This window comes from Neoluteolibacter marinus (genome assembly GCF_014904755.1).
In the GTDB taxonomy this organism is placed as follows: Bacteria; Verrucomicrobiota; Verrucomicrobiia; order Verrucomicrobiales; family Akkermansiaceae; genus Haloferula; species Haloferula marina.
The window spans coordinates 1-20613 of the sequence record NZ_JACZFQ010000105.1 but is presented as its reverse complement, the minus strand read 5'-3'; the positions used below and the strand labels follow the sequence as shown (position 1 = coordinate 20613).

Sequence of the window (20613 nt, the reverse complement as noted above, 5' to 3'; positions counted from 1 at the left end):
TGAGCCAATCGCAATCGACCAAACCCGATTTCCAAAAAAACCGAAAAGTTTTTAAATTTGGATCATTCGCTTCCTCAGACCCTAAACATATCCAAGGTTATCCAGCTTGTCAGAAAGTAAAACTGACCCCGAGGTGGCTGCGATTTTCCTCTTCATCAAGCCGCCAGCCATGGTCGAACCGGAGATCGGCGCGTCCGGCGAGCTTCATCCGCAGTCCCAGCCCGGCTCCGGACAAGGAGGACGACGGGCCACCGCGGTCATCGAGGGCCGCGTAGTCGAAAAACGTCAACACCCGGAAGGACGCCGCCTCGCCCGCCTCGATCAGCGGCGAATAGAGCTCGAGCGAACCTTGCCAACCATTGTCCGCGAAGTATTCACGCTCTCCCGCGCCGCGAACCGTCTGGTAGCCTCCGGCCGCAAACTGCTCGGCCGGCAGCAGCCGGGAGTCCGCGACCTGAATCTCCCCCCGGACGCGGACCTGCCAGTCCCCCGCCGGACGCCACCACCCCGACCCGTTCATCCTCCCGATGACGTAGGAAGCGTCCACCGTAGGATCGTAGGCCTTGAACGCCGCATCGGTATTGTTGCCCCCCAGTCCACCCGGAGAGACCACCAGGCTGGACTCCATCGAAGCGCCGCCCCGCGCCCACCTCCGCGACAGCTCGTGGCTGAGCTTTCCGTGGAACAACACCACCTCTCCAGGCGCCACGCTGTCGCCGCCGAAGAGCAGGAACTGGTCGGTTCCCTTCAACTCGAACCCCGCCCCCATGGCCTGGCGCCAGCGGCCGATCGCCGGCAGCGGAACTTTCTGCATGGCCGTCAAAGCCCACGATGAACCCTCGCTCTCCACCGGCATCCCGCTGCTGGCGTAGCGGGATGCCACCTCGGCGTAGGCCGCATCAACCTGCAGCACCTGATGCAGGGCGTGAAACGGCACCTCCCATCGCAGCGCATTGGCAAACAACGAGGAGGCGGGCATCCCGACCACGCTCTGCCAGGCCAACAGATGCTCACCCGGCGTGACCCCGGCCACCCCGAGCAGCAAGCGATCCCTCCCCAGCAGGTCCGGGCCGCTGTTTTCATAGCCCAGCGTCACCCGCCACGGCCGCCCTTCTTCAAAGGCAATCAGGAGGTCCGCGGTGGCCGGCTCCAAACCGGGCGACACGAACAATCTCGGATGCCGGAAAGGCGTGCGCCCGTACCAAGCCATCTGCTCGTCGATGTCCGACCGTCTCACCACCGCACCGCGCCTCAGCAGCAAGCCTTTCTGCACCGCCGTGGGATTGCCATGCTTCGGCCGCGAAACACCGACTTCGCCATACCGTCCGATCTCGACCTGGATCCGGAGCACCCCGCCGCTCAAGTCCTGCTCGGGCACCTCGAGCGATACGATCGGGAAGCCTTCGACATCGTAGTGGATCAGGATTTCGTCCGCGAGGGCCGCCAAGCCGCCGCCCGTCAAAGGCCGTCCCAGCCACGGCCCCAGCCGCGCCGCCAAGGTCCGCGGCGAGGGCACATCCAGCCCATCGGTCGCCGCAACCCCCTCCCCAATGCCAGTCTCAGCCCCGCCATCCCGGGTGGTCAGGACGACGCGCTCCAGGCGACGAGCCAGTTCATCCCCTTCGTCCGCGCTCCCTTCACCGGCACTCACCGCAGGCAGGGACTCCACCTCGGGCGCCTCCGGCACGCGCGCCTCCACCCCGGGCAGCGACTGGCTGCGGGCACTCGCGATCAAACCGATGACGATCAGCAGGCGCATCAGGGCGGAGAAATTTCCACGAAGCACGAGCTCCGGAGCCTGAAGGCTCGGGAAAGCCGGATAGTTAGCAATTCCTACCTATCAAGGCAAAGATAAACAGTTAGCCGTTTCTCTAAAAACTAAATGGTCCGATTTGCCTTATTTTTAAAAACTCCAGCTTCAAAGGCCTCGGAAATATAAGGGTTTTTCGACTTCCAACCAAGATATGCAAAAGATGACAAAAACTCGACAATCCCCCATTTCGTTAGATAGGTTTCCGGCAGATTTCACGTCGCCCCGTGTCCACGTCCGCCTCACGATTCCGGTCCGGTCTCACCGGCCTGCTGCTTTCCGCGCCCTTGCTGGTGCCGGGATCCGGCGGCGAGTGCCCGGGCCACGATTATCCTTCGCGCGGCGATTCCGCCCAGGGCCGGGAAATCGTGATGGTTCCCAATGGCGCGGTCACTGACGCCGGGTGGGCGCTGGCCCGCCTGAACGACGGCGCGAATCTCAACAACCAGTCGTTCACTTACCCCGAAACCAGCAATCCGGTGCGACTCTTCCTCATTGATTCGGGAATCGCCGCGGCCGACACTTGGTTTTCGCGTAATCCCAACCTGGTGATCGAGCACAGCGAGCTGGTGCGGGCCAGCGGCGACCCGACCTACTCCAATGCCGTGGAACACGGCTCACGCATGCTGTCCTTGATCGCGGGCCCAGAGACCGGAGCCGCCCTGGGAACGCCGGTGCATCTGGTCAGCCTCAATATTTACCCCGGCGACGAGGGCAGTACAACCACCTCGGGGCGCATGATCGACGCCATCGACCGCGTCATCGAATACCAGGCCCTCCACGAGGACATGCCGGGTGTCATTTGCCTCGCCAGCGGTTCGTCGACGCCCGGCAAGAACAGCGCCCAGCTTGAAAGCATCATCTCCGAGGCCCGGGACGCTGGCATCACCGTGATCGTCTGTGCGGGCAACCAAGGCGGGGATGCCGCGGAATACGTTCCGTCGGCCTACGGCGTTCAAGACGGGGTGATCTGCGTGGGTGCCAGCGACGCCGACAACCAGCACCTTGCCAACACGAACCAAGGACCCGCAGTCGATCTCTACGCGCCCGGCCAACAAGTCCGGACCCTCAACCTGCCCACGCCTGAAAGCGGCAGCTATTACCTGATGAACGGCACCAGCCCGGCCACCGCACTGGCCACCGCCGCCGCCATCATCGAGCTCTCGAAAAACCCCGGCCTGAGCCCCCAGGAGGTGGAGAACGCCCTGACCGCGGACGCGTTCACGGTGTCCCAGAATGCCTTGATCCAAGTCCACCCCGACCCCGAGGTGGACTCTGACGGGGATGGCTGCATCGATCTCCTCGAAACCTTTTTCGGGACCAACCCTGCCGACCCCGCCGCCACGCCCGAGCCCCTGGTGCTGTCGCGAACCGGCAACCAGCTGAGATTGGAGTTTGAAATGGCTGCGGACCTGTTTGTTCCCGGCACCCCGTTCACCCTCTCCAACGGATCGACGTGGAAGATCCGTTGTTCCGAGAACCTCCAGGACTGGACCGAGGCGGATGGCAGTCTGTCCACCGGTGCCGCCAGCGGCGCAAAGCTCCCGGTGACCTTCACCCTGCCGGCTTCCGCGAAGTCGTGCTTCCTGCAGGTCGAGGTCAGCCCGGCACCCTGAGGCTCCTCACCTTCGGGCGATCCGGATCGGAGGCGCAGTTCCGCGCGCTTGCTTCAAGGGAGAGATTGTCGGATGTTACCGAAAGATTGATCGTCAATTCATTCCGCATCCAGCCCGCACTCCGGTGCCTGGCCGTCTCGTTGGGCTTGTTGACCTTCGGAACGGCGCCGGCACCCGCGGGCGCTCTCGATGCAGCCCTTGAGGCGAATGACTTCGCGGAGGCCGAGGTCCTGCTGGAGCAGCTCGTCGCGGATTGGGAGAAGGAAACGGAGTCCAGCCACGATCCCGATGACTTCGTACAACTTGGTCTGACCCTGCAAGCTCTCGGCACCGTCGAACGGCAATTGGGAAAACCCGAGGAGGCGGTCAGCCACTTGGATCGGGCCAATGAGCAGCTCTCCGGAGCGGATGGCTTGATCCGGGCCGACGCCATCGAAGCCCTGGCCCTCACCCTTCAGGATCTCGGGAATTTGGACGAGTCCGAGCAAAAGCTCAGGGAGATCCTGGTTCTCCGGAGTGCCGACGCCCCGGGAGGACCTGCGACGCGCCAAACACTGGATCATCTGGCGCTCAACCTCCTTGCCCAGGGAAGATATCCGGAGGCGGGTGATCTGTTGCTGAATAACCTCCGCGAAACTCCGGACGACGAGCCACAAGTTCTCGCCCGCCGCCTGGAACATTACGGCCGCTACCTCCACACCCTGGGCAGCTACTCCCGCGCCATCGACACCTTCCAGCAGGCTCTCGACCTTCGCTTCGACGACCCCGAGCTGCGGCTTGCCATCGCCAGCGATGCCGCACTTTCCAAGCTGCGCCTGGGCAAGATCAGCGAAGCCCGGCTCGAACTGGAGGAGGCCGTCAATGAGGCACAGCGACTCTACCAGGACAGCTCCCGCCCCTTCCTCGCCGCCCCCCATTTGATCAATCTGGGCGCCCTCGACCTGTCGCAAGGGCTGCCGCAACAAGCAGCCGCCTCCTTCGCCACCGCCTTGGAAATCCTCCGAGCTTGTTTCCCGCCGGACCATCCTTCCCTGATCGTCCCCCTCAACAATCTCGGCTGCGCGGAACAAGCCGCCGGCAACTACGCCGAGGCGGAACAGCACCTCCGCCAGGCCTCCGAACTCCAAGCGAAGCACCTGCCGCGGCTCCACCTGCGAGTCGCGGAGACCGCCCGGAATCTCGCCCGCAATGGCCTGCTTGCAGGCAAGCCCGCGGCGGGAGACGAGATCAAGCGCGCCACCGCCCTCGGGGTCGAATTGCTCGGCGAACTCATCCACCACGGCACGGAACGGGAACGACTGAACTTCCTGCAACGGCTCGACTTGGTCTCGCTGCCTTGCGCCACCGGGGACCCATCTTTGATCGCCGACACCCTGATCGCGAGCAAGGCCCGCCTGCTCGACACCATGCTCGACCCGGATTCCGGGACCAGCGATGCCTGCCCGGACTGGAAGCAGATCCAAGCGTCACTTCACCTCGGATCCGCATTCATTGATACCTGCCGCTACGCCGGCGGCGACAGCGATGCATTCGACCGCTACGGCGCGATCCTGCTTTTGCCGGAAGGTCCACCCCGATGGATCCCCCTCGGATCCGAGGAAGACCTGCAACGATGGTTGGAAGCATTCCGCGGGCGCCTTGCCTGGCGGGCGGCCGCCCTCTCGGGCCAAAACCAGCGCCCCCCAACCCTCAAACTCCGGACCATCCTCCGCTCGCTCGACCGCGAATTCTGGCAACCGATCGCCGACCAGCTTCCCGCAGGCACGCAGGACATCGCCTACTCCCCCGATGGAGCCCTGCATTTCCTGCCCTTGGCATCGCTTTTGGACGAATCCCAGCAGCTGTTGTGCGCCCGGTACCGCCAGGTCACCACGGTCTCCAGCGCCCGCGATCTTCTCCGGCCTCCCGCATCGCGGTCCTTGAACGACAGCCCGTGGACGATCCTCGGCGTCTCCAACTTTCCCAAGCGGCCCGGCCCGGCCGGCAACGATCCCCTCCTTTCGTTGCTCGCTGGTCTCGCCCCCATGCCCGGTACCCGCGATGAAAGCCGGATCTTGTCGGACCTCGCGCCACCTGGTTCGCGTCGTCTCCTCGATCAAGAAGCCACCGAAGCGGCCTTGCATCAGCTCCCCGTCACGCCCGGGGTGCTGCACCTCGGCTGCCACGCGTTCTTTCTCCCGGCCAACGCCACCCCGGCAGGTGCCGTCGACTTCGACGAGCACGCCAACCTGCTCTATTCCGGTGGCCTGCTGCTGTATCAAGCCGCCCGGCGCGGCCCCGATGCCCCCCTCACCAATCCGGACGACGACCTGCTGTTTCCTTCCGAAGTGGCCGATCTACCTCTGGAAGGGACCCGCCTCGTCACCTTGTCATCCTGTGAGTCCGGCGCAGGAACCGCCGTCTCCGGGGAAGGCCTGCTAGGCCTACGGCGCGGCTTCGCCTTGGCCGGGGCGAGAGAGATCGTCGTCGCACTCTGGCCGGTTTCAGATCGCACGACCGCGGCGTTCATGGAGCGCTTCTACCGACTCGCCCTCGCCTCGGATCGCCCGGCCCAGGCCCTCTGGCAATGCCAGTGCGAGCACCTGACCGCAGCCGCCGGCGACGATGAATTCGAGGCGGCGGTGCTGCGTTTCGGGCCTTTCATGCTCAGCCAGAACACGCCCCTCGCCGCAAGCCGATCCACCATCGAGCCATCACTGTCCGCCGCATCGGGCTGGTGGAGATTTCTCCTCCCGGTTCCCTTGTTAGCCTTCGCCATTGCGAGACTCAGGAGCCGGAAACGCGTCGCGGTTTAGCGCTTGGCCTGCTGACTGCCACCGCGCATGCCGAAGAACGACGAACGCCGCAGCATCGGTTTGCCACTGCTCGCCACCTGGCGATCCGAGGTTCGCTTGCGATCGCGGCCAGTGTCAGCACTCGCGGACATCGAGACATTGTTCACCATCGTTCGCGACCGGCTCGCGGACGATCCGTCGGGACGCTTGAGCGCGGGGATTTTTAGAGCTGAAGTCGTCACCGCCGTCGCGGTGTCCATCTCGCCCGTTCCTACGTCGTCGATTCCCATCGGGTCGTAGTCACCCTCCATCGAAGACACCCCAACCAGCAAACCGGCTCCCTCCCTCACGATCTGGCCATTGTCGCCCACCTCGAGAAAGATCCGGTTGCGGTTCGATCCGGTGTCAAGTTCACCACCAATCTTGATCTCCTGCCCGGCGGCAATCTCTATGCGGCTAGCGCCCATTTCCCCTTGATGAAGAACGAAGCCGCTGCCGCTTTTCTCCGTCAACCGGCGGCCTTTCCCCGTCGACGTCACATTCACCTGCCGCCCTCCCGCGACGCGGATCGCGTCCGCCGCCTGAATCTTTCCGGTTCCATTCACACGAACCGCTTGCCCCGCCAGGAGCACACTGCCGTCCGTGGCTTCCACGGTTCCGGAAACACTCAGCGCGGCCCCCGATATGGAATTCATCTGGAAATCCCCTGAGAGAAACTCGACGGGATTCACATCCATGGTGGCAATCGTGACATTCGCCGCGGTCACGCTCCCGGTCCCAGTCACACGGATCGGCGCACTCGGGGAAAAGAAGGCCACATTGCCATTCGACGTCACGGATCCCGAGATCCAGTTCGTCGACGTGCCACCCAGCATATTGACGACGCTTTCGCCGCCAACGAAGTCGAAGACCAGCTCGCTGCCGGACGTCAGGTTGAACTGCCCCCAATCGAGCACCGTGTCGCCGGTGATCGTGAAGGTGGTCCGGACACCGGTTGAGGTGACTTCGTCGGACCAGGTCGCGGTGCCCGGTGTCGAGAGCACGGGAACCCCGGCGGCTTGGCCGTGGACAGGCAGGATCGATAATGCCGGGAAAATCCCGACAAGGGGGAGAAGGCTGGTTTTCATGTCGATGCGTTCGGTGGGACTGTACGACCGCTCGTTCATTTTGAAATTAAAGGACTCCAAGATGCTTGCAAAGCATTCTTTTTTAGGATTTTCTAATGTCCGCTTCATCTGATGTCCCCCACAATCCCCCACAAGCATCTGGAAAAATGCTGGGAGGCCTGCTGGCACCGCGCCCGCCGGCCGGTGGAAGGCGTACTCGTGCCGGAGCAGCAAGCGTCCGAAATCGCGGAACGGGTGATGCGCAACCTGGCCCTGGACTTTGAGGCCCTGCCGCCCGAGGCCGAGTTTGCCGCCCGGGTGATCCAGGAAACTGCCAGCGTCACCCGTGAACTGGTCGCAGAAAAGCGGCGCCGCGAGGCCAACCCCCAGATCCACCACGATCCCGAGGACCGCCGCTACCAGCAGAACCTCGATCTCGATCGCCTCCAAAGCATTCATCCGGAAAGCGGTTTCAACGATCCGGAATGGAACCGCCTCCCCCAGATCCTCCGCCCCTTGGCGCTCTCGACCTTGACCCGCAAGGGCATCAAGGGCGCCGATGCCGAGGATGTCTTCAGCGACACCCTGGTGGAACTGGTGCGCGAACGGGAAAGCAGCCACTCGGCCCCGATTCTCGATCCGACGGTGTTCGAAGAGCTGATCCCGCTGCACGCGAGGATCGTCCAATACCGCGCCATCGACTGGTACCGCCGACGCGGCGCGCTCAAGAACCAACCGAACGCCGGCGAGAGCCTGGACGCCCTGTCCGACGACCCCGACCACCCGCTGCAGTTCGAGGACTCAGCCGGCGGGGCGATCCGCTTCGAAACAATCTACCAGGAGTGCCGGGAAGCCCTCACCGCCACCGAGTGGCAGCTGATCTACACGCTCTACGTGTCCCAGTCCGCCACCATCCAGGACTTGATCCAGAACGACCGCTTCTGCGACCAACTCGGCATCAAACCGGGAGCCTCGCTCTCCACCCGTCGCCGGGCGATCGGAGAAATGGTTGAGGAGGCTCTGGAGAAGATTAGGGAAAATTTAGTATTTTGAAAATCTGACTACCCGGACCGCGATTGGAACCTTGAAATCATGGATCTCGAACTTCCAGAACGCCTCCATGGCACCCGCGACCTCCTGACGCGGAGCCTGGTCACCCACCCCCATGAGAAGGCGCCCGCGATGCCCGCGGATCTCGCCGCGGACTTGATGGCCCGCTTCCAGCCGCAGCAAGCAGAGAAGCAAGCGAGCCCGTCGCCGACCTGGTTCCAGCGAGCTTGCAACTTCCTTGCCACCCCCGCCTTCGGAGCGGTCGCCGCGGCCGTGGTGGTGATCGGGATCGCGATGCCGATGCTTTCCGGCCCCGGGTCGAAGACAGCTGAAACTTTCCGCGGCGGCGACACTGCCTACACCGCCGCCTCGGCGGTTCGAATCGTGCTCGTCGGGGAAAACAGCGGACAGCGCACGGCGCTCGAAGCTTCGGGCGACTTCGAGTCGTCATCCTTCGTCGACAGCTCGTCCGTCTCTGCCATCGAAGATGTGCCGGGGCCGAAAGTTATCATTGATTTCCCGGCCGGAATGATCCGTGGCTTAAGCGACAAGGGAACCCTGATGTATCAAACCGCAATCCCTGAAGATGCGGTGGACCTCGCCCCCGCGGTTGCCGACGTGGTTTCCCGGCTCTGAGTTCGCGAATGATCTTGCAGGCGGGAGTCGCTTCCACCCACGTTCCCGCATGTTTTCCAAATCATTCGTATCCCTGTTCCTTGCCGCTGGCCTCGCCGCCGCGCAGGACGCCCCCGAGGCAACGCAAATGAGCGAAGCCGACATGGAAGCGGCTTATCACGCCCATGTCGAAAAGATCCTCGCCGGCATCGAATACAAGGAGGGGAGCGCTGAGCTACCCGGCGGGATCGCCCGGCTGGAGTTGCCGGATGGTTATCGCTTCGTTGATGCGTCGGGCGCGAAAAAGATCGTCGTCGATCTCTGGGGCAACCCGCCCGGCAGCGCGAGTGACGTTCTCGGGATGGTGGTGCCCGCCGGCGAGGAAGTCGCCGAGCCGGACTCCTGGGCGATCGTCCTTTCGTTCGAGGAAGACGGCTACGTGTCGGACGAGGATGCCGACGAAATCGACTACAATGAACTCCTCGAGCAGTTGAAGGAAGGCAGCCGTGAGTCCAACAAACAGCGCGAGGCAGAAGGATACGGCACCATGGAGCTGACCGGTTGGGCGGTCGCTCCTCACTATGACAAGTCGACCAAGGTCCTGTATTGGGCCAAGCGTTTCGACGTCGGCGACGATGAGGACGCCCTCAACTACGATGTCCGAGTACTTGGCCGGCGGGGTGTACTTTCGCTCAACGGGATTGCCGGCATGGACCGGGTCGGCGACATCGAGGCCGCGACGCCCGCCATTGTCTCGATGGTGAACTTCAACGAAGGTCACCGCTATGCCGACTTCAATCCCGACACCGACAAAAAGGCCGACTATTCCCTCGCTGGACTCGTCCTTGGCGGAGCCGTCGCCGCGAAACTCGCCGCCAAGGCCGGAATCTTGGCCAAACTCGGCGCATTCCTCCTGGCCGGAAAGAAGTTCGTGGCAATTGCGCTCATCGGCCTCGCCGCCCTGGGGAAAAAGCTCTTCTCCCGCAGGAGCGAAGCCTGACAGACGCTATTCCTGCGCCTCGCCCGTCATCGGGACGAAGCGGACGGGCAGTGACTCGGTCCTTGTCAGGTGACCGTTCTTCTTGCGCAGCAGCACCAGTTGCTGCGCCTTTCCTTCCGGACCGACCGGAATGATCATCCGCCCGCCATCTGCCAGCTGGTCGACCAGCGGGCGGGGCACGTCGTCCGGTGCGCAGGTGACGATCACGGCATCGAAGGGTGCTTCCTCGCGCCATCCCTGGAAGCCGTCACCGATCCTAGTTTTGACATTGTCATAACCGAGCCTTTTCAAGACCTCCGCGGCATTCCTCCCGAGCGGCTCCACGATCTCGATCGTATAAACCTGCTTCGCCAACTCACCCAACACGGCTGCCTGGAACCCCGAGCCGGTCCCGATTTCCAAGACCTTCTCATCCCCTTCGAGGGCCAGGGCCTCGGTCATGAAAGCGACGATGTAGGGCTGGGAAATAGTCTGGCCGTGACCGATTGGCAGCGGCCGGTCGTCGTAGGCATGTCCCTGCACTTCCGCCGGGACGAACTCATGCCGCGGCACCTTGCGCATCGCGGCCAGCACCCGTGGATCCTTCACTCCCCGGCGTTCAATCTGTTCCGCCACCATCATTTCCCTCCTTTGTGATGTTTCCCCGCGCATCCCCTCCCCGTTCGTCCCCGAACAGGCCAACAGCCCGCAGATCGCGAGCCAGCTGACGGGCAGGCCACGCATGCTGGCAACATACCCCCGCTTCCGCATACCGCCACCGCTTCCTCACTTGCCCCCCGTCGCCGCCTGCCTTTTCCTAAACGCATGCCGCGCCTCGCCCTGCTCCAATCCCGCGGCTTCGCCACCAAGGCCGAAGCCCTCGATCAACACGAAGCCCTGATCCGCGAGGCCGCCGCAGGCGGTGCCAACATCGTCGTCACCCAGGAACTCTTCCTGACCCCCTACTTCTGCAACATCGAGGATCCGGCCCTGTTCGACCTCGCCGACCCGCTGCCGGGCCCGATCACCGACCGCCTCGGCCAGATCGCCAAGGAATGCGGTGTCGTTCTGATTTCGTCGCTCTTCGAGCACCGCGGTGCCGGCCTCTACCACAACACCGCCGCCATCCACGACGCCGACGGCTTCCTGTTAGGCCTCTACCGCAAGAGCCACATCCCCCAGGATCCCGCCTTTGAGGAGAAGTTCTACTTCACCCCCGGCGATACCGGCTGGCCCGTCTGGAACACCAGGTTCGGCAAGCTGGGCGTCCTGATCTGCTGGGACCAATGGTACCCGGAAGCGGCGCGCCTGATGGCCCTCGGCGGCGCCCAGGTACTCATCTACCCCACCGCCATCGGCTGGCTGCCGGAGGAGAAACCGGCACTCGGCGACGCCCAGCATTGCGCCTGGGAAACCGTCCAGCGCGGCCATGCCGTTGCCAACGGCTGCTACCTCGCCGCCGTCAACCGCACCGGCACCGAGGGCGACACCGAATTCTGGGGACGCTCCTTCGTCGCCAACCCCTACGGCGAACTCGTCGCCAAGGCGTCCACCGACAAGGAAGAGATCCTCTATCACGACCTTGACTTCGGCGCCGTCGAGGATTTCCGCCGCATCTGGCCCTTCTTCCGCGACCGCCGGATCGACGCCTATGACGACCTGACCAAGCGCTGGCGGTCGTGAAGGCCGCACCATCGGATCGCTATCCGTCCAACATCAGGTAGCCAGAGATCACCTTGAAGGGTTGCCCGGCGGAATCCTCGACTTCGCCGGATCGCACTGCCTGCGGACGAGGACCTTGCCCTCTCCCAGACCAACCTGGGGAAAGAGCCTTGGCAACGCTCACGACCACTTCGGCTATCCATCACAACGCCTGATAGACACTTCCAAACGATACGTCAGGCGAGGATCCAGAGGATCGCCTTGATCACCGCGGCGACGATCCCGAAGCCCCCCGCCACCACCCCGAAGACACTGATCACCCCGCCGCGCTTGCGAGGGGCGAGCGAGAGGACAATGCCGAGGATGCCGAACAGGATGGCAGCGACGGCCAGGATCAGCCCGAAGAAGGCACCACTGGTGAAACTCCAGACGGCGGCGATCACCGCGATGATGGAAGGCACGCTGAACTTGGCGGAGGATGAGGAATCGGCCATCTCGCACCCTACCCGGCTTGCCGCGGGCGTCAAAGGAGGACGGCCTGCAATTTCCCGCCGGCCGCCGACGTTCCCACCGGTTCACGATGATTCGCGCCCTGATCCTTTCCCTCGCCCTCCCGCTGGCCGCGGTGGCGGCTCCCGATGTGTTGCTCATCGCGGTGGATGATCTCAACGACTGGGTCGGCTGCCTCGAGGGCCACCCCGATGTCAAAACCCCGAACATCGACGCGCTCGCCTCCCGCGGAGTGCTCTTCACCAACGCCCACTGCCAGGCGCCGCTCTGCAATCCCTCCCGCACCAGCCTGCTGAGCGGCCTGCGGCCCGGGCGGACGGGCATCTACGGGCTCGCCCCCTTCATCCGCACCGTGCCGGAGTTCGCGGACATCGAGCTATTGCCGGGATACTTCCGCAAGCACGGCTACGCGACCGGGATCGGCGGGAAGGTCTTCCACACCTACCCCGACCCGCGCTTCCGCCCGCGGGATTTCGATGCATGGGGCCCGGCATGCACCTTCGGGCCGCTGCCGCCGGAGAAATTCGTCCAGACGCCGTCGCCGCTGCGCCTGGTCGACTGGGGCGTCTTTCCGGCGCGCGACGAGGAGCAGAACGACCACGCCATCGCCGATTGGGCGATCTCCCGGCTGAAGGAGAAATCCGTCCGCCCGCGCCTGGTCGCGGTCGGCTTCGGCAAACCCCACGTGCCCTGTTTTGCCAGCCAGCAGTGGTTCGATCTCTACCCGGCCGACTCGATCCGGCTCCCCGAAGTCCCGCCGGATGACCTGGACGACGTCCCGCCTTTCGCCCGCTACCTCCACTGGGACTTGCCGGAACCCCGGCTCCAATGGCTGCGCGAGAGCGGCGAGTGGAAGGCGCTGGTCCGCGCCTACCTCGCGTGCGTCAGCTACGTCGACTCGGAGATCGGCCGGGTATTGAAAGCGCTCGATGAAAGCGGAGCCGCCGACAACACGATCGTGGTGCTCTTCTCCGACCACGGCTGGCACCTCGGGGAAAAGGGCATCAGTGGCAAGAACAGCCTGTGGGAACGCAGCACCCGGGTGCCGCTGGTGATCGCCGGTCCCGGCATCCGTCCCGGCCGCTGCGGCGAAGCGGTGGAGCTACTCGACCTCTACCCCACCCTGGCGGAACTGGCAGGCCTCCCCTTGCCCACCGGATTGGACGGCGTCAGCCTGCGCCCCCAGTTGAAGGATCCGTCGGCGCCTCGCGAACGCCCCGCCATCACCACGGCCAACCAGGGCAACCACAGCGTCCGCGACCGTCATTGGCGCTACATCCGCTACGCCGACGGTTCCGAGGAACTCTACGACCACCGGCAGGATCCCCACGAGTGGACGAATCTCGCCGCCGATCCGGCCCACGCCGCCGACAAGGCCCGGCTGTCCGCCTGGCTCCCGGACCACGATGCCCCGCCCGCACCGGGAAGTGCCCAGCGCATCCTCACCCGGGATCACGACGGTCGCTGGATATGGGAAGGGAAGCCGACCGAAGGCAGCGGCAGCCGGTGACGGATCGCGCCCTCTTGCGCCGGGTGGTTTAGTGCCGGTTTTGGAATTTCCTGCAAAATCGGCTCACGATCCGGCCCCGGAACCACCGGGAAATCGATGGGACCGTTTCCCCTTGAGCCCCAGTGAGTGGCATCTCGGTTGCTCGGAGGGAGGGCGAAAAAAACGCCCACCATGGATCAAACAACCCCTCGCCTTGTGTCCCGGGCCCTGCGTCTGGGAGCCGCTGCCCTCCTGTTGCTCGGGACGGCGCCAACCGCCCTCGCCGCCAGCCATACCTACCAGTATTTCCGGTTCAATCCGGTGAAGCTGCGCGCCAACCAGTACAACGAGATGCAGATGACGGAATTCCGCCTGCGTCTCGGGGAGACCGACGTCACCTCGTCCGCCACCGTCACCGCCCCCACCACTAGTTCCCCCGCCAACGAGGCCCCGGCCTACGTCAAGGACGGCAACATCAACACCAAGTGGTTCAGTTTCGCCCGCTCGCCGCTGGTCTTCTCCTTCCCGGCCCCGGTCGAGGTCGACAACTATTCCTACGCCACCGGCGGCGACGCCGACGGACGCGACACCTTGAGCTGGACCCTGGAAGGCAGCAACGACAGCGCCACCGGTCCCTGGACCAAGATTGATGTCATCAACGACTACCCCGTCACCATCGACCGCAAGGCTTGGATCGGCGACTTCACCATCCCCGCCGAACTGCCGCCGGAGATCACCTTCTTCACCTCGGTCGCCTCGGTGGTCCTCAACGACCACTTCACGGAATTCGATTGGGGCGTGATCGGCACCACGGACTTCACCCTGGAGCCCGAACCCGGCGACGTATCGGGGGAAACTTACGCCATCGACATCACCCCGCCCGCGAACAAGGACACACCCTTCACCCTCACCGCGACCAACAGCGCCGCGAGCGTTTCGAAGACGCTCAACATTCGCGCGGTCGCGGGCGGGGAGGTGACATACCGCTATGTCCGCTTCACCCCGATCCAGGTGCGGCTGGCGACGGCGAACCCGATCCAGATCGCTGACTTCACCTTCTATCAAACCGGCAACGACGAGGATCCGGAGAACGACGTCGAGATCCTCGCCGACGCCGTCAAGATGCAGGGCGGCCTCTACACCGAAACCGCCAACGAGGGCCCGAACAAGCTGAAGGACAACTCCCCGGCCACCAAATGGTACAACGGCACCAAGGTCCCGGTGATCTTCGACCTCGGCAGCGAGCAAACCTTCGACAACTACGCCATCACCACCGGCAACGACTTCCCGGACCGCGATCCGGTCCGCTGGCTGCTCGAGGGCAGCCACGACGAGCTCACCTGGACCCGCATCGACGACATCTCGACCTTCGACTACAGCATGCCGCTGTCCCGGAACGTCCCGGCCAACATCCCGCTGCCCGGCGGCTCGCTGCCACCCCTCGCCACGATGACCGCGGACTCCGTCAAGGTCTTCCTGGGCGAACCCCTCACCTTGAGCTGGACGACGACCGACGCGGCGACGGTGACGATCGATCCGCTGCCCGGAGCGGTTGCCGCCAACGGCAGCCAGGTCGTCTACCCCACGGAAAGCGCGCTCTACACCCTCACCGCGACCTCCCCCGCCGGCTTCGAAACAGTCCGCACCTTCGACGTCACCGTGGTCGACACTCCGGTCACGGACATCGCCTACGACGATTTCGACGCGGAAAACGGCGAGCTGAGCCTCGTGGGATTCGCCACCATCCTCAACGATTCCGCGAACATCCCGCTCCCCGCCGACGCCGACCGGCTGCGTCTCACCCCCGACGTTCCGGGCCGCAGCGGTGCCGCCTGGTTCGGCAAGCGGATGCCGGTCTCCACGGGATTCGACACAACCTTCGGATTCCAGATGACCAAGCCCGTCAATGAGCGCGGGGCCGACGGTCTCGCCTTCATCGTCCACGACAGTCCGCTCGGCAACGGCGTCCTGCCGGACGGTGAAAACGGTCTCCCGGACCGCTCGCTCACGGTGGCGATCGACGCCTACCAGAATACCGGACAACCGAGCAACGCCACCCTCCGGGTCAGTACCGGCACGACGGTTCAAGGTCCCGTGATCAACCTCGCGACCACTCCGGGCATCACCATCAACACCACCTCGACCCCCAACGGCCTGACCACCGACTTCTTGGGTGCTCCCCACACGGTCCGGGTGGCCTATGTGCCCGGCAGCCTCGATGTCTGGTTCGACGGCGTCCAGGTGATCAGCAACCTCAACATCGACCTGTCGCTAGCCGGTGCCGTGAACCCGGAAGGCATGGCATTCGTCGGATTCGCGGCACGCACGGGCGGCTTCTCGCAGAACAATGACGTCACCCGCTGGCACCTGACCACCGGGGCGCCGCAGCCTCCCTTGGAAATCAGCAGCTACAGCTTCGACGTCGGAACCGGCCAAGGCACCCTGACCTGGTCGTCGGAACCCGGCAAAAGCTACCGCATCACCCGCTCGGTCGACCTGATCTCGTTCCCCTTCCTCGTGCAGGAGGGCATACCCTCCGCCGGCACCGAGACCTCCTACGGCTTCAGCTTCCCCGCGGCACCGGCCTCGTTCTTCCGCGTCGAGGAAGAACCCTGATCCCTTCCAGCGCCCGGAATCATGGTCGCGCCCCCGTTCGCCTCGTTGCGGACGGGGGCGCTTGCGTTTCCGGGCCAAGATGGACCGCAAACACTCCCGCCGCGTGCATCGCCGCTGGCACCCGGGTGGCCGAAGCGTTAGAGGCAAGGGGTCGCCGCCCGCTTGAACCCATGATCCACCGACTCCTCGCCTTGCTTCTCGCCACACTCCTCACCGTGCCGGCGTCGGCGACCGCCATTTTCAAAGCGGAAGGGCTCGCGGCGATCGACGACGCCATCCTCCAGGCGGTGACCGACGCCAGGACGCCCGGTGGCGTGTTCCTGATGGAGCGCAACGGGACGACCTACCTCAAAGCCTACGGCGACCGCGCGATCCTGCCCGCCCGGGAACCCATGACCGAGGATACCATCTTCGACGCCGCCTCACTGACCAAGGTGATCGCCACCACCCCGGCCGTGATGAAGCTGGCCGAAGCCGGCAAGCTCGACGTGGAACAACCGCTGAGCCGCTACCTGCCGGAGTTCAAGGGTCACGGCAAGGAAGCCATCACCGTCCGCCAGCTCCTCACCCACAGTTCCGGCCTGCGCGCGGGGCTCCCCTTGAACGGCGTCTGGCAAGGCAAGGACGGCGCGCTGGCCACCGCCTGCGCCGAACCGCTGCCCGCCGCGCCGGGCACCAGCTACCGCTACAGCGACATCAACTTCATCCTGCTCGGCCTGCTGGTCGAACGGGTCGCCGGCGAAGCGCTGGATGTCTTCTGCCAGCGCGAGATTTACAAGCCGCTGGCCATGGACGACACCGGCTTCCGCGACCTGTCGGGACGCAACGCGGCAAGGATCGCGCCGACCACCCTGAACCCCGATGGCAGTGACTTGCGCGGCATCGTCCACGACCCGACCGCCCGCCGCATGGGTGGCGTGGCCGGCCATGCCGGCCTCTTTCTCACCGCCCGCGACCTGGGACGGTTCGCCCGGATGATGCTGGGGGGCGGCGAACTCGACGGCTCGAGGGTATTCAAGCAGGACACCATCGCGGCCATGACTTCCGTCCAGTCACCGCCCGGCCTGCCTTTGCGCGGATTCGGTTGGGACATCGACTCGCCCTTCGCAGGTCCCCGCGGGGCGATCTTTCCGGTCGGCAGCTACGGCCACACCGGCTGGACCGGCACGCGGCTGTGGATCGATCCGCAATCTCAGACGTCCGTGATCTTCCTTTCCAACCGCAATCATCCCGATGAAGGGGGCAATGTGATCGGGCTCCAGCGGGAACTCGGCACGCTGGCGGCGCTGGCGATCGACGGCTTCACCTTCGCCACCGCCCCGCCCTCCGCAAGGAAGCCGGCCACCGGTCCCGTGCTGAACGGCATCGACGTCCTGAAGCGCGACGGCTTCCGCCAGCTCCGCGGCCGCAGGGTCGGCCTGATCACCAATCACAGCGGCATCGACCGCGAGCGGAACGCCACCATCGACCTGCTGAAGGACGCACCCGGCGTGACCCTGGTCGCCCTGTTCTCCCCGGAACACGGCATCCGCGGCGACCAGGACCACGCGGAAATCGGCGACTCCGTCGACCGGTCCAGCGGGCTCCCGGTCCACAGCCTCTACGGTGAGCGCCGTACCCCGAACGCGGATCAGCTAGCCGGGATCGACACCCTGGTCTTCGACATCCAGGACATCGGCTGCCGCTTCTACACCTACATCGCCACGTTGACCAACTGCCTGGAGGCGGCGGGCAAGGCGAAACTCCGCTTCGTCGTGCTCGACCGGGTCAACCCGATCGGTCCGCGGGTCGAGGGTCCCGTCCTGACCGGCAAGCGCAGCTTCGTCGCGCCGCACGAGATTCCCGTCAGGCACGGCATGACCGTCGGCGAACTCGCACGGCTGATCAACGCCGAGCGGAAGTTCGGCACCGATCTCGGGGTGATCCGCTGCGAGGGCGGTTCCCCGCTCCAGTGGTTCGATGCGACCGGCTTGCCGTGGCGCGACCCCTCGCCGAACATGCGCGGCCCGACCGCCGCCACGCTCTACCCGGGGGTCGGGCTGCTGGAATTCTGCAAGGTCAGCGTCGGCCGAGGCACCGGCACTCCCTTCGAGCTACTGGGAGCCCCGTACATCGACGACCTCAAGTTTGCGGCGGAAATGAACCGCGCCGGCCTCCCCGGCGTGCGCTTCGTCCCGGTCCGCTTCACCCCGGATGCCAGTGTCTTCGCCGGCCAGGAGTGCCGGGGTGTCAGGATCCTTCTCACCGACCGCGATTCCTTCAGCGCCGCGGATCTCGGGGCGACCCTTGCCGCCACCCTGCAGCGCCTCCATGGCAAGCAGTTGGAACTTGGCAACATGTCCAGATTGCTCGGCGACGGGGACACTCTCGAAGCGATCCGTTCCAGGGCACCGCTCGAGCGGATCCGCACGGTCCGCGACCGGGGTCTGAACGACTTCTCGCGGCGCCGCGGAACATATCTTTTATATCCGCGCTAGGCATTCGCCCTCCCCCTCGCACCTGAAGGAGCGACCGGATCGTCATGATTGGCCCCATTTTCTGGGCATACAGACAATGATTTTCCTCGACGCGGAAAATCTGTAGGACAACTTTAGCAGACCGGGTAACCCAAATTCGACCCGAACCCTAATATCAAACCCATGACATCCCATCGCCTCCAGCAGCAGTTGCTGGCGCTGACGCTTCCCGTCGGCTGCCTCCTCACTCCGATCGTCGCCAACGGCCAATCCACCTGGGTCGGCACCACCAGCACCGATTGGGGCACCGCCACCAACTGGGTCCCCGGCATCCCGGCGGAAAACGCGGACATCGCCATCGCCGACGCCACCGGCAGCACCAACAACCTGGTGCTCGACACGTCCCACGCCATCGGCACCTACACCTTCGGCAGCACCGGCACCCGCACCGGCGGCTTCACCGTCCAGACCACCACCAACCATATCCTCACCCTCAACACCGGGATCGTCGCCAACGGCGCCTTCACTGCGGTCGGGCCGACGATGCGCGGCAACTTCACCGTCTCGGCCGACCAGACCTGGGACGTCGCCGGTGCCTCCGGCGTCTTTTCCGACGACCGCGGCCTGGCGGTCCGCGGCTCGGTCGACGTCGCCGCCAACGTGCCCAGCGGCAACCTCGTCCTCAACGGCAACGTCACCAAGATCGATACCGGCGCCGTCATGCTGCTGGGGCTCAACGTCACCGGCAGCGGCAACCTCGTGATCGACCAGGGAGCCCTGAAACTCAACGCCGGGGGCAGCCAGCCGCTGGTCCTCGGCGGCACCGGCAACATCACGGTGAACAACAGCGCCAGCCTCTACATGGCGAAGAACTCCGGCACCTTCGACGTCACGCGCCCGATCGTGATGACCGGCACCTCGGCGATGTCGATCGGCAACGGATCGAACACCACGATCGCCTCTAACATGGCGTGGAACGGCAGCACCCACAGCTTGAGCGTTGCCAGCACCTACACCTTTTCCGGCGCCTGGACCGGGGCTGCCACCGTCAACAAGTCCGGCGGCAGCGAGCTCACCCTGACCGGCAACAACTCGGGCTTCACCGGCACCCTCAATCTCACGGCGGGCCGGGTTACCTTCGGCAGCAACTTCCCCGGCGCCGTCAATCTCCAGGCCACCGGCCAGATCGGCGGCGAGGCGGTGCTGAGCGGCAGCGTCGCCCTCAACGGGGGTGCCATCTACGCCGACCCGACCACGCCCGGCGCGCTGACGGTCAGCGGACCGCTCACCCTCACCGGCACCAACACGGTGAATCTCCTCTCCACCCCCGCGGTCGGCAGTTCGACCAAGGTGCTGAGCTACTCCGGTGCCATCACCGGCGGGATCGGCAACCTGGCCGCCGCGGCCGGCTTCCGAAACGCCGTCTTCAGCGAGCCGGTGAGCGGCGAAATCGAGCTGGCCACCGGCAATGCCAGCCGCACCTGGAATGGTGGAGCCAATTGGGACATCGGAATTTCCGCCAACTGGCTGGAAGGCGACAACCTCTTCTATCAGGCCGATGCCGTCAGCTTCGGCGACACCGGATTCGGATCCGTCGCGCTCACCGGCAACCTCGCGCCGTCCTCGATCACGATCAACAACTCCCTCGGCAACGACTACCTGTTCACCGCCGCCGGAGGCAACCTGATCAGCGGCTCGACCGGCATCACCAAGTCAGGCGAAGGCAGCGTCACCTTGCAAGGTGTCAACACCTTCACCGGCAACATCGCGGTCAACGCAGGAACCTTCAAACCCGGTGGCAATCAGGCCCTGGGCGGGAACGGCAAGACCATCACCGTCGCCGCCGGTGCCGTGTTCGACACCAACGGCTCGATGAACGCCAACCGAGACTATGACGCCGTCATCACCGGCGATGGCTCCGGCGACGGCG

The 20613-nt window shown here is 64.9% G+C and carries 14 protein-coding genes; 10 read left to right on the top strand and 4 right to left on the bottom strand.

Translation table 11 applies throughout. The features are described from left to right. Positions 1-109 precede the first annotated feature (109 nt). On the bottom strand, positions 110-1759 hold the full coding sequence (locus IG178_RS20870) for a ShlB/FhaC/HecB family hemolysin secretion/activation protein (RefSeq protein ID WP_193214528.1): 1650 nt from the start codon (positions 1757-1759) through the stop codon (positions 110-112). Between the two features lie 278 nt (positions 1760-2037). On the opposite strand from IG178_RS20870, the gene IG178_RS20865 reads away from it, so the two are divergent. Both IG178_RS20865 and IG178_RS20860 read left to right on the top strand, forming a co-directional pair. Beyond that, positions 2038-3426 (top strand): S8 family serine peptidase, encoded by a 1389-nt coding sequence (locus IG178_RS20865; RefSeq protein ID WP_193214527.1) that lies wholly within the window; start codon positions 2038-2040, stop codon positions 3424-3426. 65 nt (positions 3427-3491) lie between these two features. Beyond that, the gene (locus IG178_RS20860; protein WP_226895648.1) at positions 3492-6221 is read left to right on the top strand and encodes a CHAT domain-containing protein; all 2730 of its coding nucleotides are present in this window, start codon (positions 3492-3494) and stop codon (positions 6219-6221) included. Here IG178_RS20860 and IG178_RS20855 read toward each other — a convergent pair. Beyond that, positions 6218-7435 (bottom strand): hypothetical protein, encoded by a 1218-nt coding sequence (locus tag IG178_RS20855; RefSeq protein ID WP_193214525.1) that lies wholly within the window; start codon positions 7433-7435, stop codon positions 6218-6220. The two genes, IG178_RS20860 and IG178_RS20855, sit on opposite strands and share 4 nt — an antisense overlap. A gap of 3 nt (positions 7436-7438) precedes the next feature. Here IG178_RS20855 and IG178_RS20850 point away from each other — a divergent pair, with 3 nt between their 5' ends. The 3 genes from IG178_RS20850 to IG178_RS20840 are packed head-to-tail and all read left to right on the top strand — an operon-like array spanning position 7439 to position 9971. Then, positions 7439-8359, top strand: a complete 921-nt coding sequence (locus IG178_RS20850; protein ID WP_193214524.1) for an RNA polymerase sigma factor — start codon at positions 7439-7441, stop codon at positions 8357-8359. A gap of 39 nt (positions 8360-8398) precedes the next feature. After that, complete coding sequence (locus tag IG178_RS20845) at positions 8399-8992, top strand: hypothetical protein (RefSeq protein ID WP_193214523.1); 594 nt, start codon at positions 8399-8401, stop codon at positions 8990-8992. A gap of 49 nt (positions 8993-9041) precedes the next feature. Then, the gene (locus IG178_RS20840) at positions 9042-9971 is read left to right on the top strand and encodes a DUF2167 domain-containing protein (RefSeq protein ID WP_193214522.1); all 930 of its coding nucleotides are present in this window, start codon (positions 9042-9044) and stop codon (positions 9969-9971) included. A gap of 6 nt (positions 9972-9977) precedes the next feature. Here IG178_RS20840 and IG178_RS20835 read toward each other — a convergent pair whose 3' ends face one another. Next, positions 9978-10694, bottom strand: coding sequence for a protein-L-isoaspartate(D-aspartate) O-methyltransferase (locus IG178_RS20835; RefSeq protein WP_193214521.1), 717 nt, complete (start codon positions 10692-10694; stop codon positions 9978-9980). Positions 10695-10775: 81 nt separating this feature from the next. On the opposite strand from IG178_RS20835, the gene IG178_RS20830 reads away from it, so the two are divergent. Continuing rightward, positions 10776-11633: a carbon-nitrogen hydrolase gene (locus IG178_RS20830; protein ID WP_193214520.1), complete on the top strand. Its 858-nt coding sequence runs from the start codon at positions 10776-10778 to the stop codon at positions 11631-11633. 215 nt (positions 11634-11848) lie between these two features. Here the strand turns inward: IG178_RS20830 and IG178_RS20825 are convergent, their stop codons facing one another. Then, complete coding sequence (locus tag IG178_RS20825; protein WP_193214519.1) at positions 11849-12106, bottom strand: hypothetical protein; 258 nt, start codon at positions 12104-12106, stop codon at positions 11849-11851. Positions 12107-12192: 86 nt separating this feature from the next. Here IG178_RS20825 and IG178_RS20820 point away from each other — a divergent pair, with 86 nt between their 5' ends. The 4 genes from IG178_RS20820 to IG178_RS20805 form a co-directional block, all read left to right on the top strand. After that, on the top strand, positions 12193-13632 hold the full coding sequence (locus IG178_RS20820; RefSeq protein ID WP_193214518.1) for a sulfatase: 1440 nt from the start codon (positions 12193-12195) through the stop codon (positions 13630-13632). A gap of 195 nt (positions 13633-13827) precedes the next feature. Next, entirely contained in the window at positions 13828-16227 is a 2400-nt protein-coding gene (locus tag IG178_RS26255) for an L-type lectin family protein (protein ID WP_193214517.1), read from the top strand. 170 nt (positions 16228-16397) lie between these two features. Next, positions 16398-18704 (top strand): exo-beta-N-acetylmuramidase NamZ domain-containing protein, encoded by a 2307-nt coding sequence (locus IG178_RS20810; protein WP_193214516.1) that lies wholly within the window; start codon positions 16398-16400, stop codon positions 18702-18704. 162 nt (positions 18705-18866) lie between these two features. After that, positions 18867-20613, top strand: a 1747-nt coding sequence (locus IG178_RS20805; RefSeq protein ID WP_193214515.1) for an autotransporter outer membrane beta-barrel domain-containing protein, incomplete at its 3' end; no start/stop codon positions are given.

Coding starts and splice junctions, on each gene's coding strand:
- IG178_RS20835 (WP_193214521.1), bottom strand. CDS start 10,694: ATGCGTGGCCTGCCCGTCAGCTGGCTCGCGATCTGCGGGCTGTTGGCC.
- IG178_RS20830 (WP_193214520.1), top strand. CDS start 10,776: ATGCCGCGCCTCGCCCTGCTCCAATCCCGCGGCTTCGCCACCAAGGCC.
- IG178_RS20820 (WP_193214518.1), top strand. CDS start 12,193: ATGATTCGCGCCCTGATCCTTTCCCTCGCCCTCCCGCTGGCCGCGGTG.
- IG178_RS20825 (WP_193214519.1), bottom strand. CDS start 12,106: ATGGCCGATTCCTCATCCTCCGCCAAGTTCAGCGTGCCTTCCATCATC.
- IG178_RS20855 (WP_193214525.1), bottom strand. CDS start 7,435: ATGAAGCGGACATTAGAAAATCCTAAAAAAGAATGCTTTGCAAGCATC.
- IG178_RS20840 (WP_193214522.1), top strand. CDS start 9,042: ATGTTTTCCAAATCATTCGTATCCCTGTTCCTTGCCGCTGGCCTCGCC.
- IG178_RS20845 (WP_193214523.1), top strand. CDS start 8,399: ATGGATCTCGAACTTCCAGAACGCCTCCATGGCACCCGCGACCTCCTG.
- IG178_RS20810 (WP_193214516.1), top strand. CDS start 16,398: ATGATCCACCGACTCCTCGCCTTGCTTCTCGCCACACTCCTCACCGTG.
- IG178_RS20870 (WP_193214528.1), bottom strand. CDS start 1,759: ATGCGCCTGCTGATCGTCATCGGTTTGATCGCGAGTGCCCGCAGCCAG.
- IG178_RS20850 (WP_193214524.1), top strand. CDS start 7,439: ATGTCCCCCACAATCCCCCACAAGCATCTGGAAAAATGCTGGGAGGCC.